Raw genomic sequence first — 14,531 nt, 5'->3', positions numbered from 1 at the left:
TGATAACGTCTGCTCCGAGCGCCCGGCGACGCTGGCGGCGCGGCGGAGCCCGCGGAGATGAAGCCCACTCCTCGAGCGCTGCCAGTGCCCAGGCCGAGGACCCCCTTGACAGTGCAAAACGGTTTGCCCCACACTTGTGACCCAGGACATGCAAAACGTTTTGTTGGAAAGGGCGATGATGGCCAAGGTCGGAATCCGAGACGTCTCCAAGGCGGCCGGCGTCTCCGTCACGACGGTCTCCCACGCCCTGAGCGATGTGCATCAGGCCCGCGTCAACCCCGAGACGCGCCGCCACGTCCAGGAGGTCGCGGCCCGCCTCGGCTACGCGCCGAACCGGTTGGCGAGCGGCCTCCGGAACCAGCGCTCGTATCTCCTGGGCCTCGTGAGCGACGAGATCGCGAGCACCCCGTTCGCCGGCGAGATGGTCCTCGGCGCCCAGGACGCGGCGTACGAGCGAGGCTGGCTCATCATGCTCGTCGACAGCGGAGGCAATCGCGCTCTCGAGGAGCGCCAGGTGAGCACGCTCCTCCAGCATCAGGTCGATGGCATCGTCTATGCGAAGATGTACCACCAGCGGCTCACCGTCCCACGCGAGATCACGGGCGTTCCCGTCGTCCTCCTCGACGCCGAGGACCTCGACGGCAAGGTTTCCTCGGTCGCGCCGGATGAGCTCGCGGCCGCGCGGACGGCGGTCAAGGAACTCATTGATGCGGGCCATCGGCGGATCGGCTTCGTCAATCAGAACGAGGACATTCCCGCGACCCACGGCCGTCTTCAGGGCTACCATGCCGCGCTCGCCGAGGCGGGGATCGAGTACGACGACGACCTCGTCACCTTCGAGGTCCCGGATGTCTCGGGTGGCCGCGACGGCGCGCTCAAGCTCCTGAGCCTCCCCGAGCCCCCGACCGGGCTGTTCTGCTTCCGCGACCCGCAGGCTCTCGGCGCCTACGAGGCGGCGCACAGCCTGGGACTCCGCATTCCGGACGACCTCTCGATCACGAGCATCGACGACTTCCAGATCATCTCCGAGGGCCTCTGGCCCGGCCTCACCACCGTGGCCCTCCCACACTACGAGATGGGCCGATGGGCCGTGAGCCGCCTGCTCGACGAGATCGAGGATCCCGAGAAGGCGAAGGCGCCCGAGCGACTCCTCTTCGAATGCCCGATTGTCCGGCGGGGCTCGGTGGCCCCTCCCCGCTCTCTTTCTCCCAGCGATTCCGAGCAGAAGGATGCTTCGCGCATGAACACTCTCCCTCCGGCGAGCGAGGAGCTCGCGTGACCGCGCCCGGCCAGCAGGTCCTCGTGATCGGCGAGGCGCTCACGGACATCATCCAGACCGCGGGCGCAAGCAAGGAGCACCCGGGCGGATCGCCGGCGAACGTGGCCCTCGGCCTCGCGCGGCTCGGCGTCCCGACGGCGTTCCTCACGGCGATCGGCCGCGACGAGCGCGGCGCGGCGATCGCGGGCCGGCTCGCGCAGTCGGGGGTCGCGGTGCTGCCCGAGTCCTGGTCGCTCGAGGCGACGTCGACGGCGGCCGCCGCAATTCAGGACGACGGTGCCGCCCACTACACGTTCGACATCGCCTGGGCGCTGCCCGCCGACGTCGGCCTCCCTGCCGCCGGGCACGTTCACGTCGGCTCGATTGCCGCGTTCCTGACTCCCGGCGCGGAGCGGGTTGAAGAGATCGTCGCCGGACTTGCTCCGAGCGCGACCGTGAGCTTCGACCCGAACATCCGCCCCGCGCTGGTGGGCGACCCGGACGACGCGCGGACGCGCTTCGAGCGCCTCGCCGCACGGGCCGACGTCGTCAAGCTCAGCGACGAGGACGCGGCATATCTCTATCCGGCGCTGAGCGTGCGCGAGGCAGCCCTCGCGATTTCCGCGCTCGGAGCCCGCGTCGTCGCGGTCACGGCGGGAGCGCAGGGCTCGCTTCTCGTCGCCGGACAAGAGCTCGTCGAGATCTCCCCCGTGGTGACGAGCGTTGCCGACACGGTGGGCGCTGGCGACAGCTACATGTCCGCGCTCCTGTGGGCGCTGCTCGCCGCGGGGCACCCGCGACTTGTGCCGGGGACACGCGACGACCTCGCGTCCGCCGGGTCCTTTGCGGCGCGTGCGGCGGCCGTGACCGTCTCGCGTGCCGGCGCCGAACCGCCAACTCTCGAGGAGGTGCCGGGTTGAGGAACATTTCAGGCCTCGCATTGAGGCGGTATTGCTGAATGAAACCGCCCCGTCGGTTTTATGGGTTTTGAAAATGTTTTTGATGCCGTTGAATGCCCATAAGGCTTCACGCGCGTTAATTGTTGCGGCTGGCGCCATGCGCCGATCGCACGTGCTCCGTCGCCCGTGAGGGCGACGGGCCGGTCCGTCAAGGGCCGCGGTTTGCCCGGATTCCAGGGGACCCCTGATGCCTCATTCGGGTGGCTTCGGAATCGAAGATTCCAAGCGAATCATTAGGTCAAAAATTCTCCTTGACAGTCTCGCGCACCGTGCGCCAGACTACTTTCACCCTAGTAATTCATACGTATGAACAGAGAGGTTCTTCTCATGGGTTCGTTGTTGTCTGCGCCGGTCGGGCGGCGCGCGGTGCTGGTTGGCGGCGCCGCTTTGGTGGGGGCCGCTGGGCTCTCCGCGTGCTCCCCGGGCGGGGGCGGTTCGGGGTCCGGCGGGTCGAAGACGCTGAATGTGGCGTACTTCGGCACGCAGCAGCAGGCCGACAAGACGGCCAAGGTCGCGGATGCGTTCATCAAGGCGAACCCCGGCACGTCGGTGAAGTTCAACGGCATCAATGGCACTGACTGGAATGACTTCTTCACGAAGGTCCTCACGCAGATCGCCGCGGGCAACCCGCCGGACATCGTCTCGGTGGCCACCGAGGGCGTGCAGCTGTTCGCGCAGAAGAAGCTCGCGCATCCCCTCGATGACTTTGTGAAGCGGGACAAGGACCAGCTCGCGCCGTACTTCAAGGACGTCCACCCGTCGCTCGTCGAGGCGATGATGTACGACGGCCACCTGTACGAGCTGCCCACCGACTTCAATGCGGGCAACATGTACTTCAACACGTCGCTGCTGAAGAAGTCCGGGCTCGAGCTGCCCAAGGCCGACTGGACGATGGACGACTTCAAGACCGTCGCGACGGCGATGAAGAAGGCTTCCCCCGACGCAGTTCCGTTCGACTGGGTAGTGCGCCTGTGGGGCTCGTGGACCTCGTTCATGTACGCCAACGGCGGGAACCTCGTCACCGAGGGCAAGTACGACGGCGGCGACTGGCTCTGGAGCCAGTTCTACGCTGGCGACGCGGCGGCCCAGGGGCGGGGCGGCGGCTGGAAGTGGGGCGCGCCGACGGCCACCTCGGACGCGGTCGTCGAATCCCTCGACCTCATGATCGAGCTCGCCAACTCCGGCCTCTCGGCCAAGCCCGACGTCGGCGGCGGCTCGACCCTGCAGGGTCTGTTCTCGAACAACAAGATCGGCATGGCGATCGGCGGCGGCTTCTGGGCCGGCGGCCTGCACAATGCCGGCATGGGCCCGGACACGTTCGATGTCCAGTTCTTCCCGAAGTGGAAGGTCCAGCGGCACCTGTTCGGCACCGGCGGCTACGGCATCTTCGAGTCCTCGAAGAACAAGGACCTGGCCTGGGAGTTCCTCAAGTCCCTCGTCGACCCTGCCGCGATCGGCATCCTCACCGAGGGCAACTCGACGACTCCGTCGCGCCGGTCCATGATGACTGCCGACCGGTACGCCCCGACCGGGCCGAAGAATTGGAAGGTGTTCTACGACACGCTCGACAAGTACCCGAACACGGCCCCGATCGCGGCCCCGCCGTACTACAACGCAATGGCCAACGCGCTGAACCAGCGCACGACCGAGGCGATGTCTTCCGGCAGCGCCAAGAACGCCCTTGCCGGGCTGCAGAAGGACCTCGAGACCGCAGCCGCTGCGATCGGAAGCTAGTCATGTCCGCGTCCGCTACACGCGCCGAGCTCCCCGGGGCCACTCGCCCCGGGGGGCCCCGGCCCCTCAACCGCAACCGCAACTCGAACAAGGCCCATCGCCGCGAGGCCGCCTTCGGCTGGGCCATGATCTCGCTCTCGGCCCTGACGATCCTCGTGTTCACCGCGGCTCCGATCGTGTTCACGTTCGTCTTGGCCTTCTTCTCCTGGGACATCATTTCCCCGCCCGAGTTCGTCGGCTTCAAGAACTTCGCCAAGCTCGCGGGGGACACCGCCGTCGTGCACTCCTTTGGGGTCACCGCCTGGCTCGCGATCCTCGTCGTCGTGCTGCAGATCGTGATCGGTCTCGCGATGGCGATCCTCGTCCAGCAGCGGGTCTCGACGTGGGCGCGGTCGATCTTCCGCACCGCGTTCTTCCTGCCCCTGCTCGTCTCGGCCGCGTCGATCTCGATCGTGTTCAGCTATCTCTTCGACGACCACTTCGGCGTGATCAACTACTACCTGGGCTTGCTGAACCTGCCGCAGGTTCCCTGGCTGTCCTCCCCGGCCGGAGCGACCGCGACCATCGTCATCGTGGCCGTGTGGCAGCAGCTCGGCTTCGTGTTCATCCTCTTCACCGCGGCCCTGGGCTCGCTGCCCAAGGACGTCCTCGAGGCCGTCTCGATCGACGGCTCGGGCCCGATCCGGACCTTCTTCGCGATCAAGCTGCCCCTCATCAGCCCGACGATCTTCTTCGCCTCCGTGATCGGCCTGATCAACGCGATGCAGATCTTCGACCAGCCATACGTCATGACCAAGGGCGGCCCCGGCGACGCGACCACCACGACCGTCATGCTCATCTACCGCACCGCGTTCCAGAACATCCAGTTCGGCTACGGCTCGGCGATCTCGGTGGTCCTGTTCGTGCTGCTCCTGGCCATCACGGGACTGCAGTTCTACATCTCCCGGAAGTGGGTGTTCTACTCGTGAGCTCCGTCAACCCGCCCACCCTCTCGGCGCCCGCTGATCCGGCCCGCGCCCGCACCCGCTCCGCGGGGACACCCGGCCCCGGGCGCGGTTCGCGCCTCATCCCGCACGCCGCCACTCGCAAGGTGTGGCGCGGCGTCGGCCTGGCCCTGCTCGCGGTCATCGCGCTCGGCTTCGTCATGCCGATCCTCTGGACCGTCTCGACCTCGCTGCGCACGCCTTCGGAATCCTTCAGCAACCCGCCCCAGTGGATCCCTCTGGCCCCGGTGTGGTCGAACTACTCGGCCGTGTTCGAGCAGGTTCCGCTGGCGACCTTCTTCCTCAACAGCGTCATCGTCACGGGCGCCATCGTCGTGCTCCAGCTCATCACCTCGACGATGAGCGGCTACGCGTTCGCCCTGGTCCGCTTCCGCGGCAAGGGCGCCGTGTTCGCGATGGTCCTGGCCACCATGATGGTGCCCGCCCAGACCACGATCATCCCGATCTTCATCCTCATCCGGTACATGGGCCTGGCGGACAACCTGTCCTCCCTCATCGTCCCGGCGATCGGCGGTGCGTTCGGCACGTTCCTCATGCGCCAGTACTTCCTCCAGATGCCGGGCGAGCTCGCGGAGGCCGCCCGTGTGGACGGCGCCTCGAACTTCCAGATCTTCTCGAAGATCTACGTACCGATCGCCCTGCCGCCTATGGCCACGCTCGCGGTGCTGACCTTCTCGGGCTACTGGAACGAGTTCTTCCGGCCGCTCATCTTCCTCCAGTCCACCAACAACTTCACGCTTCCGCTCGGCCTCGTTTCCCTCCAGGGCAACTTCGGCACCGGCAGCATCTCGATCGTCCTCGCGGGTGTTGTCACCGCCCTCATCCCGAGCATCGCGATCTTCCTCCTCGCCCAGAAGTATTTCGTCGAAGGCATCACCGCCGGCTCCTTCCGCTGACGAATTGGGTGTTGGGGGTTTTATGCCAGCGGGCCCGCCACAAAAGTCGGCGGGCCCGCTGTTCCACCGTGAATTGCGGCCCCGGCCTTCGCTTCTACGCCTTTCGAAACCGAGAGAACAGCAGACACATGACTTCGACGGTTCCCGCGTCAACGCACGATCTCTACCGACCGCGGTTGCATTACTCCGCTGCGCAGAATTGGCTCAACGACCCGAACGGGCTTGTGTACGCCGACGGGGTGTACCACCTCTTCTACCAGTACAACCCGTTCGGAACGGGCTGGGGGAACATGTCGTGGGGCCATGCGACGTCGACCGATCTGCTCACGTGGACTGAGCATCCAGTCGCGATCCCGTGCGACGAGGACGAGCAGATCTTCTCGGGCAGCGCCGTCCTCGACGAGGACAACACGGCCGGCTTCGGTGCTCCCGGCACCTCGCCCCTCGTCGCGATCTACACGAGCGCCTACTCGGAGACCGCCGCGCGTCCGCGCATCCAGGCCCAGTCCCTCGCCTACAGCCTGGACGGCGGCCAGACCTGGACGAAGCACGCGGGCAACCCAGTCCTCGACCGCGCCTCAGAGAACTTCCGCGATCCCAAGGTCTTCCGCTACGAGGGCCCCGACGGCCCCTACTGGGTCATGGTCGCCGTCGAAGCCACCGAGCAGCGCGTTCTCCTCCACAAGTCGACCAATCTCCTCGACTGGGAGTACCTGAGCGACTTCACGGCCGACGGCCCCAGCGACATCCTCTGGGAGTGCCCCGACCTGTTCGAGGTGCCCATCGACGGGGACCTGACGCGGACAGCGTGGGTGCTCATCGTGAGCGTCAACCCGGGCGGAGTCGCGGGCGGTTCCGGCACGCGCTATTTCATCGGGACGTTCGACGGCGTGCGCTTCGTCGAGTCGCCGTCGGCAGGTCCCGATGCGGGAGCGGCGGACGACGGCGCGCGGCAGCCCGGCGGGTCGACTCGCCTGGGTGGCGGGCTCCGGGGCTCGTGGCTCGATTGGGGGCGCGACTACTACGCCGCCGTCTCGTTCAGCGGGCTGCCGTATCGCCGCGTCATGATCGGCTGGATGAGCAATTGGGACTACGCGAACTCGACGCCGACGGAGGGCTGGCGCAGCGCCATGGCCCTGCCCCGCGAGATCACGCTCAGGACGGTCGACGGGCGCGTGCGGCTCGCGCAGAGTCCCATCGCACCCGAGGCGACGCGAACCACTGACGCGAGCGACGCCGTCGGCCGCCCCCTGTCCGCGCGTCGCACGTGGCTCACCACGATGTCCAGGGGGTCCGCGTGCCGCGTGCGTCTGACCGCGCCCGCTCCCGCCCGCGGCACGTTCGGGCTGTGCTTCGGCGCAGGCGGCGGCGAGGGCGCGTGCGTGACCGTGGACGCGAGGGCGCAGGAGATCCGGCTGGACCGGACGGCCTCCGGCGTCGTGGATTTCCACGAGCTGTTCCCGTCCGTCGAGCACGCGCCGCTCGATCTGGTCGACGGCCGGATCCAGCTCGACGTCTACATCGACGCGTGCTCGATCGAGGTCTTCGCCCAAGGCGGCCTCTCGACCATCACGGATCTCGTCTTCCCGCACGGCGAGCGGACGTCGATCGAATTCTTCGCGTCCTCCGACGTGACGGTCGACGAGCTCGAGGTCGCCTTCTTCGACTGACCGCGCGGCGCCGTCGTCGTTTGTCGCCGGCATGACCCCCTGGGGCTCATGACCGTCCGTCGTGGGCATGACCGTCCCTCGGACACCGTCCTCAGGGACGGTTATGCCACTCAGGGACGGTTATGCCACTCAGGGACGGTTGAGCCGCTAATTCGCCGGGAAGTTGCTCGCCAAACGCGGTGTTCCAGTGTTCACTGGGACACATGCGGTCTATCTGGAAGGGCGCCATCAGCTTTGGCCTGGTCAGCGTGCCCGTGAAGGTGTACAGCGCCACGGAGGACCACGACCTCAAGCTGCACCAGGTGCACGACGCCGATCAGGGCCGAATCCGGTACCAGCGCCGGTGCGAGGTGTGCGGCGAGGTCGTTGAATATGCGGATATCGACAAGGCGTATGAGGAGGGCGGCCAGACGGTCGTGCTCTCGGACAAGGACCTCGAGTCGCTTCCCGTCGAGCGGAGCCGCGAGATCGAAGTGGTCGAGTTCGTGCCGGATTCGCAGATCGATCCCATGCTGTTCGAGAAGAGCTACTACCTCGAGCCGGAGAAGGTCGGAGTCAAGCCGTACCACCTTCTGCGGCAGACGCTCGAGGAGACCGAACTGACCGCCGTCGTGAAATTCGCGCTGCGGCAGAAGACACGGCTCGGTGCGCTGCGCGTGCGGGGGAACACCATGGTCCTTCAGGCCCTCCTGTGGCAGGACGAGGTGCGCGAGGCCGAGTTCCCGATCCTCGACGAGGAGGTCAGGATCTCGGACAAGGAGCTGACGATGTCGTCGTCGCTCGTCGAGAGCCTCGCGACCGATTTCTCGCCCGAGTCGTTTACCGACGAGTACCAAGTGCAGCTGCGCCAGCTCGTCGAGGCGAAGCTTGAGCAGGGGGAGTCGATCGACACGGAGGCGACGTTCGGCGTCGTCGCCGCGGCGGAAGGCGAGGGAGCTGAGGTGCTTGACCTCATGGAGGCGCTGCGCCGCAGCGTCGAGAACCGGCGGAAGGCCGCTGCCGGGAGCAACGCGAGCGGGGAGGCCGAGCCTGCCGAAGAGAAGGCCGCGCCCAAGAAGCGCTCGCGCAGCGCCGGGTGAAGTCCACCCGGGGGACCTCTGGCAGACAGCAAACCGCGTTTGACGAATGCGTTAGTGGCTACTAACGTTTTTCTTGAGGGGCGGCTCGTCGACCGCCGCCAACGAATTGAGGGACAAGCGATGAGCTTTGCCGAGGCGGCTTCGCTGTCGGTTAGCCCAGACGAGGCATTCGCCAAGCCGGCGACGATCAAGAAGGCGGACTGACATGCAGATGCCCAAGGCCACCGATCACGACAAGCAGCGCTTCCGCGACCTGATCGCCCCGCTCGCCGAGGAATCGCCGGCCGTGGAGGTCAAGCCAATGTTCGGCCAGCTCGGGGCGTTCGTGAACGGGAACATGTTCGCCGGACTGTTCGGCTCTTCGGTTGGCGTAAAGCTCGACGAGGCAGGCGTGCAGGAGCTCGCGGCGATCGGCGGCGAACCGTTCGGACCCGAAGAGCGCCCCATGCCCGGATACATCACCATCCCGGATGATCAGAACGCCGATGCGTGGATCGATCGGGCTGTGACGTATGTCGGCACGTTCCCACCCAAAGCCCCCAAGGCCACGAAGAAGAAGTGACGTCCGCCGGGCGCCGCTGAAACCGCGACCGCTGTGTCGCCGAAGAAGGAGAATGACATGACTAAGTTCCTCGTCCTCTACCGCTCGGACGTCCCAGCGAGCGAGCAGATGGGCAATGCCTCCCCTGAGGAGGCAGCGGCCGGGATGCAGGCCTGGATGGAATGGTTCGGCAAGGCTGGCGAGGCCGTCGTTGACGGTGGCTCGCCGGTGTCCGGCGACGACCAGACCATCGGCGGATACTCCGTCCTGCAAGCGGAGACCCGGGATGCACTCGACGGACTCCTCGTAGACCACCCCCACAGGCAGGTTGGCACTATCGAGGTGCTCGAGTTCCTCGCGGCGCCCGGCATGTGACCTTCCGGTCTCACTGAGTCAGCTCAGCTGAAAGCGGCGCGCCGGCATCGGCGCGCCGCTTGTTCGCTTCCGGCGGTGGGTTCCCGCGGATCGGGTTGGCCCATGCACGCGCCGCCGACAAACACTTCGCGTGGCAGACTCATCGCATGTCCTTTCTCGACCCCGTGACCCTGCGCGGCCGGCTCGTCACCCTCGAGCCGCTTTCGATGGATCACCGCGAGGGTCTCGAAGACGCGGCGCGCGACGGCGAGCTGTGGAATCTCTGGTACACGTCGGTGCCCCGGCCCGAGGGCATGGCGGTTGAGATCGAGCGCCGGCTCGAGCTCCAACGGCGGGGCAGCATGCTGCCGTTCGCGACGCGCCGAGTCTCCGACGGACACCTCATCGGGATGACGACTTATATGAACGTCGATGCCGCGAACCGGCGGGTCGAGATCGGCTCGACCTGGAACGCCGCGAGCGTCCACGGCAGGGGCACGAATCCCGAGTCGAAGCTCCTCCTGCTCCGGCACGCCTTCGAGACGATGGGGTGCATCGCCGTCGAATTTCGGACGCACTGGATGAACGCCCAGTCACGCGCCGCGATCGAGCGGCTCGGCGCGAAGCAGGACGGAGTGCTCCGCAGCCACCAGATCATGCGCGACGGCTCGCTGCGGGACACGGTCGTGTACTCGATCATCGCCTCCGAGTGGCCCATGGTCCGTAACGGGCTCGAGCTGAGGCTCGCGCGGCACTGAGGTCGCTACCTCTCAGCGAGCAGCTCCGCGAGGCTCAACGGGCGACGGCCGGTGAGGCGTTCGACGTCGTCCGTCACCTCAGCCAGTTCGCCCGCCTCAATCGCGGTGTAGGTGGAGACCCAGGCGTCGTACTGCCACTGCGGTGCGGGCCACTTCCTGCGGGATTCGTAGGCCTCGGGGATGGTCTCGTTGTGGAAGGTGAGGCCTTGCCGCGCGCCTTCGAGAGGATCGCCGCGGCTTCGGCGAGGGTGTAGACCGCGTTGGTGTGCTCGTCCGCGGCGCGGAGCACTGCGGCGGCTGAACGGGCGACGTCGGCCTGGGCCACTGCTGCGACCCTGCCGTCGCCAGCGGGACCGCGGATGACGCCGTCGTCCCCCGCGAAGTATTCGAGGTAATCCATGTAGAGGCAGTCGCGGAGGAACGTGTAACTCAAGCCAGCTGCCTTGATGTGCTCCTCGGTCGCGAAGTGGTCGCGCGCGAGGGTGAAGACGGCGTTGGGCGCGGCGCCCATGAACGACGTGTAGACGATGCTGCGAACGCCCGCCGCTTTGGCGGCGTCCACGAATGCCTTGTGCTCCGCGACGCGGTGCTCGTTCTCTCTTCCCGAGACCATGAAGAGGGTCTCGACGCCCTCGAGCGATTGTTCGCACAGGCCGCGGTTCCCGTAGTCGCAAGGAAGCACGACGGCGCCCGGCAGCTGGGGTGCCTTCGCCGGCGTGCGTGCGAGGAGACGGAGCGGGAGGCCTGCTTCGGCGAGGATGCCGGCGACCTGGGCGCCCACGAAGCCCGTGACTCCGGTGATCGCGAGCGGGGGAGCGGAGGTGGTCATGGGTGGGTCGTACGCCCCTACATGTTGGGTTCTTTCGCCTATTTTCCCTTTTCACCTGCGGGTCTACAGTGTGCGCATGACAGAGCCGCGCGAGCACGCCGCCGAATCCAAGCCCGATTCCACTGACGACGGCGTCGAATACCCGGCCGAGCAGGAAGCCTCCGGCCCGGGCGACTCCGGCGACGAAGCCAACGCCCTCCGCTTCACCGAAGAGGAGCAGCTCATCCACGAGCAGCTCCGCCGGCATCGCGAGGAACGCGAGCGGCGGGAGCGGCTGGAGCGGGAGCGCCAGCAGAAGGGGTAAGTTCCCAAGCGGGACAATCGCGTCCCTTGACCGGGACGGAATGTGTCATAGCCTGTCCCTGTGATCGAACGGTTCGGGCTCTCCGAGGCAGACCTTCGCCAGAGGGCGATGGAATGGCTGGCGGCGCGGGGCGAAGGCAGGGATACGTTCACCTATGGCGAGCTGCACGATTTCGCTGTCGCTGGTGAACGACTTCCGCTGAAGGACCGGGTGAAGGGGATCTGGAAACCCGCTGGGTTTAGCGCCGCGCTTTCTATCACGACCACGTTCCGTCCTCCGGGAGCGGAGAAGCCGTACGAAGACGACGTTTCTGGCGACCTCAGCGGAGACATGCTGCTCCGATATAAATGGGACGGCGCGGATCCAGAGGCTGCGACAAACAGGTCGCTTCGGGCGGCGATGCAGTATCGAGCGCCGCTCATCTGGTTCCGCGGAATTGCCAAGGGACGATTTGAACCGTGCTTTCCCATCTATGTTGTCGGGGAGGATCACCAACAGCAGGAGTTCATCGTGAGCTTGCTGGTCGTTGAGGACGCCGTTGATCCTGCGGCTGCGGAATATGATCGTCGGTACCGAAATCGAGAGGTGCTCCAGCGCCTGCACCAGGCTGCTTTCCGGAGGGAAGTTCTTGGGGCCTATCGGAACCGGTGTGCGGTGTGCAATCTAGGGCATCCGCAGCTTCTCGACGCGGCACACATCGTTCCGGACCGAGACGACGATGGAATCCCGTCGGTCGTCAACGGAATTGCGCTCTGCAAGCTTCACCACGCGGCCTTCGACGCACGTCTACTGGGAATCCGACCGGATCTGGTCGTCCAGGTAAAGCCAGATCTGCTCATAGAGTTTGACGGGCAGATGGTTCGTTATGCATTTCAAGAGATAGACGGCAAGAAGGTGGCAGTGCCGAGGGAAACATCGCGAAGGCCACGACGCGACTTGCTCGAGATTGCCTGGGGGCGCTTTCAAGGCAGCTGACGGTCATTCCTCTTCGGTTTGAGATATGAACCATTCAGCTTCAAGTTCTTCGTCGTGCCAAGGGGTTTCGGTTACTACGTACCCGACGAGATTCACGAGGTGATAGCCGGGGATGGCATAAAGGTTGTTGTCTCCCGGTTCGACGATCGACCAGACCCGGTTCATAGGGTAGCCGCGCGTCTGGTCGATGTGCCGCACGAGGTCGCCTTCCGCAGTTGGAATGGGGCGATAGTCGGATTCGAACTCCCACTCGCCGATCACGTCGCCGTCTCCCGATTCCGTCCACGGGAGCCGGTCTTCCAACTCCAGTACTCGTCGACGATGTAGTCCAGGCCGTATTCGGCAGCGACGGCCCGGACGAACGTCATAGGCCCGAAGAGGCCGATGTACTCCTGGATCCGCAGTGCCAGCAGATGGTCGAGCGGAGCGAGGGCGCTCGGATCTTGGCTGATGAGGCACTCCAACGCGTCGGCAGCGTGGTTCTTGTACGCGTCGGGACCCTTGGAGATGCAGATCGCGTGGATTACCTGGGTGAGTTGGTGGTGGATGGACAAGAACAAGGCGACAAGCTCGCTCTTCCCGTCGTATCGCACACCGCTGGTCTCCTCGGCCATCGTTCCCCCTCCGCGTTAGCCAATAGGCCGAGGCTACGAAGGCCGTCCGACAAAATAGTGGCGTGGCCCATCCCGAACCCGAGCTCCCCCTCCCCGGCGGGGACGTCACCGAAGGTGTCGTGCGCGTGGGTGACACCGTCCGCCGCCCGCAAGGACCGCACTCGCCTCTCGTTCACGCCATCCTGCAGCACCTCGAACAGCAAGGCTTCGACGGCGCCCCGCAGTTCCTCGGCATCGACGAGCAGGGCCGCGAGGTCCTGAGCTACGTCAAGGGCGAGGTAGCAGGACGCCCGCATCCGGCGTGGCTCGCCGACGAGGACCGCCTCGTCTCGGTGGCGCGCCTCGTTAGACGCCTCGATGACGCCCTGGCCGGCTTCGCGCCGTCGTCGGCCGTTCTGGAAGGCGTTGCAGTGCCGGACATCCCGGGGATGCCGCCGGCCCCGGACGAAGAACCCGAATTCATCGGCCACCTGGACATCACGCCGGGGAACGTCGTGTTCCGCAATGGGCGCGCGCACGCCCTCATCGACTTCGACCTCGCGAAGCCGGCCACCCGCGTCGATGAGGTGTTCAACCTGTGCCTCTGGTGGGCGCCCCTGGCCCCTGACGAGGACAGAACGGGACCGCTCAAGGGCGTCGACGCCGTCGTCCGCACCCGCCTCGTGGCAGACGCCTATGGCCTCTCCGCGGCTGACCGCGCCCGCTTGATCCCGACGGCGATCCGCCGCACCGAGCGGAGCTGGCACCTCATGAAATACCGCGCCGAGCACGACGGCGGGGGCTGGCTTCGCATGTGGGAGGACGGGGTGGGGGAACGGATCGAGCGACGGATCGGGTGGCTCGAACGCGAAGGGGAGAGGGTCGCCGAGGGGCTCGGGATCTAGGGAAAGCCGCCGCATTTCCTCAGCGACGACGCCATTGGCGAAGGTGTGCCGAAACTAGTCGCAGGATTCGGTGAAGATCCCACGCGGGGCTCGTTGAGCGCGGGACGATCGTGACATCGGCCCGGACGGATCGGGCAGCGAGTCGAGGAGCGGGCGATGTTGGACACGAACGGTCTCGTCCAAGCCTGGCATCGGGCGGGCAACAGCACCCCGGACGTCCGACTCTCCCTCTACGCGCAGGCTCTGACCGCCGACGGGCCAGTCGGCCCGTACCACGCGCTCGACGACGCCGGGGAAGACCGCGCAATCCTCGCCATGTACCGTGTGGACCGTCCCGCCGCGACCGTGGCGGACCTCCATCAGCTGCCGCCCCTTGCGCTCTCGAGCTATCGCCAGCTGCTCAGCGACCTCGCGAGTGAAGGACTCGGCCCGCTCGTGACCGCCAGCGAAACCCCGACGGGAGGCCAGCGGTGAAGCGGCGCCGGCCTCGCACCGCGCGAGTCCACTTCGACCCGGCGACGCCCGGCTCGCCGACGAATGACCTGGATGCAAACCCCCGGCGGCGGGAGTTCACCAGCCGGGAGCTCGAGATCGCCGTCATTCTCAGCGACATCGTCTGACGGGGCGGTCCACCTAGCGGAGGGCGGACGGCAGGCCGCGCCGTCGCCATCA

The 14,531-nt window shown here is 66.5% G+C and carries 18 protein-coding genes; 15 read left to right on the top strand and 3 right to left on the bottom strand.

The window, feature by feature from the left end:
• The first annotated feature begins 175 nt into the window (after positions 1 to 175).
• The 11 genes from RBS12_RS09565 (at position 176) to RBS12_RS09515 (ending at position 10,253) form a co-directional block, all read left to right on the top strand.
• Positions 176 to 1,279: a LacI family DNA-binding transcriptional regulator gene (locus RBS12_RS09565; protein ID WP_307965856.1), complete on the top strand. Its 1,104-nt coding sequence runs from the start codon at positions 176 to 178 to the stop codon at positions 1,277 to 1,279.
• The gene (locus tag RBS12_RS09560) at positions 1,276 to 2,178 is read left to right on the top strand and encodes a PfkB family carbohydrate kinase (RefSeq protein WP_307965855.1); all 903 of its coding nucleotides are present in this window, start codon (positions 1,276 to 1,278) and stop codon (positions 2,176 to 2,178) included. The genes RBS12_RS09565 and RBS12_RS09560 overlap by 4 nt, the downstream gene beginning before the upstream one ends.
• 366 nt (positions 2,179 to 2,544) lie before the next feature.
• Positions 2,545 to 3,951 carry a sugar ABC transporter substrate-binding protein gene (locus RBS12_RS09555; protein WP_307965854.1) on the top strand — a complete coding sequence of 469 codons (1,407 nt, stop codon included), beginning with the start codon at positions 2,545 to 2,547 and terminating at the stop codon, positions 3,949 to 3,951.
• A gap of 2 nt (positions 3,952 to 3,953) precedes the next feature.
• A complete protein-coding gene (locus RBS12_RS09550) occupies positions 3,954 to 4,919 on the top strand; it encodes a sugar ABC transporter permease (protein ID WP_307965853.1) in 966 nt (321 codons plus the stop codon).
• Positions 4,916 to 5,851 (top strand): carbohydrate ABC transporter permease, encoded by a 936-nt coding sequence (locus tag RBS12_RS09545; RefSeq protein WP_307965852.1) that lies wholly within the window; start codon positions 4,916 to 4,918, stop codon positions 5,849 to 5,851. Before RBS12_RS09550 ends, RBS12_RS09545 begins: the two co-directional genes overlap by 4 nt.
• A gap of 128 nt (positions 5,852 to 5,979) precedes the next feature.
• The gene (locus RBS12_RS09540) at positions 5,980 to 7,521 is read left to right on the top strand and encodes a glycoside hydrolase family 32 protein (protein ID WP_307965851.1); all 1,542 of its coding nucleotides are present in this window, start codon (positions 5,980 to 5,982) and stop codon (positions 7,519 to 7,521) included.
• 203 nt (positions 7,522 to 7,724) lie between these two features.
• Entirely contained in the window at positions 7,725 to 8,600 is an 876-nt protein-coding gene (locus tag RBS12_RS09535) for a Ku protein (protein ID WP_307965850.1), read from the top strand.
• Positions 8,601 to 8,654: 54 nt separating this feature from the next.
• Positions 8,655 to 8,804 (top strand): hypothetical protein, encoded by a 150-nt coding sequence (locus RBS12_RS09530; RefSeq protein WP_307965849.1) that lies wholly within the window; start codon positions 8,655 to 8,657, stop codon positions 8,802 to 8,804.
• Between the two features lies 1 nt (position 8,805).
• The gene (locus tag RBS12_RS09525; protein WP_307965848.1) at positions 8,806 to 9,162 is read left to right on the top strand and encodes a TfoX/Sxy family protein; all 357 of its coding nucleotides are present in this window, start codon (positions 8,806 to 8,808) and stop codon (positions 9,160 to 9,162) included.
• 57 nt (positions 9,163 to 9,219) lie between these two features.
• Complete coding sequence (locus RBS12_RS09520) at positions 9,220 to 9,516, top strand: hypothetical protein (protein WP_307965847.1); 297 nt, start codon at positions 9,220 to 9,222, stop codon at positions 9,514 to 9,516.
• Positions 9,517 to 9,662: 146 nt separating this feature from the next.
• A complete protein-coding gene (locus RBS12_RS09515; protein WP_307965846.1) occupies positions 9,663 to 10,253 on the top strand; it encodes a GNAT family protein in 591 nt (196 codons plus the stop codon).
• Between the two features lie 73 nt (positions 10,254 to 10,326).
• On the opposite strand, the gene RBS12_RS09510 is transcribed toward RBS12_RS09515, so the two are convergent.
• The gene (locus tag RBS12_RS09510; protein ID WP_307965845.1) at positions 10,327 to 11,082 is read right to left on the bottom strand and encodes an NAD(P)H-binding protein; all 756 of its coding nucleotides are present in this window, start codon (positions 11,080 to 11,082) and stop codon (positions 10,327 to 10,329) included.
• 76 nt (positions 11,083 to 11,158) lie between these two features.
• Here RBS12_RS09510 and RBS12_RS09505 point away from each other — a divergent pair, with 76 nt between their 5' ends.
• Together RBS12_RS09505 and RBS12_RS09500 are read left to right on the top strand one after the other, a co-directional pair.
• Positions 11,159 to 11,386 (top strand): hypothetical protein, encoded by a 228-nt coding sequence (locus tag RBS12_RS09505; RefSeq protein WP_307965844.1) that lies wholly within the window; start codon positions 11,159 to 11,161, stop codon positions 11,384 to 11,386.
• A 60-nt stretch (positions 11,387 to 11,446) separates the two neighbouring features.
• On the top strand, positions 11,447 to 12,361 hold the full coding sequence (locus RBS12_RS09500) for an HNH endonuclease (protein ID WP_307965843.1): 915 nt from the start codon (positions 11,447 to 11,449) through the stop codon (positions 12,359 to 12,361).
• A gap of 3 nt (positions 12,362 to 12,364) precedes the next feature.
• On the opposite strand, the gene RBS12_RS09495 is transcribed toward RBS12_RS09500, so the two are convergent.
• Together RBS12_RS09495 and RBS12_RS09490 are read right to left on the bottom strand one after the other, a co-directional pair.
• Positions 12,365 to 12,622 (bottom strand): hypothetical protein, encoded by a 258-nt coding sequence (locus tag RBS12_RS09495; RefSeq protein ID WP_307965842.1) that lies wholly within the window; start codon positions 12,620 to 12,622, stop codon positions 12,365 to 12,367.
• Positions 12,619 to 12,975, bottom strand: coding sequence for a hypothetical protein (locus RBS12_RS09490; protein WP_307965841.1), 357 nt, complete (start codon positions 12,973 to 12,975; stop codon positions 12,619 to 12,621). Before RBS12_RS09490 ends, RBS12_RS09495 begins: the two co-directional genes overlap by 4 nt.
• A 62-nt stretch (positions 12,976 to 13,037) precedes the next feature.
• Here RBS12_RS09490 and RBS12_RS09485 point away from each other — a divergent pair, with 62 nt between their 5' ends.
• Both RBS12_RS09485 and RBS12_RS09480 read left to right on the top strand, forming a co-directional pair.
• The gene (locus RBS12_RS09485; protein WP_307965840.1) at positions 13,038 to 13,859 is read left to right on the top strand and encodes a phosphotransferase; all 822 of its coding nucleotides are present in this window, start codon (positions 13,038 to 13,040) and stop codon (positions 13,857 to 13,859) included.
• Positions 13,860 to 14,015: 156 nt separating this feature from the next.
• Positions 14,016 to 14,333 (top strand): hypothetical protein, encoded by a 318-nt coding sequence (locus RBS12_RS09480; RefSeq protein WP_307965839.1) that lies wholly within the window; start codon positions 14,016 to 14,018, stop codon positions 14,331 to 14,333.
• Positions 14,334 to 14,531 lie beyond the last annotated feature (198 nt).

The organism is Sinomonas sp. ASV322 (assembly GCF_030908245.1).
GTDB lineage: Bacteria > Actinomycetota > Actinomycetes > Actinomycetales > Micrococcaceae > Sinomonas.
This window is presented reverse-complemented; position numbering and strand designations above follow the sequence as displayed.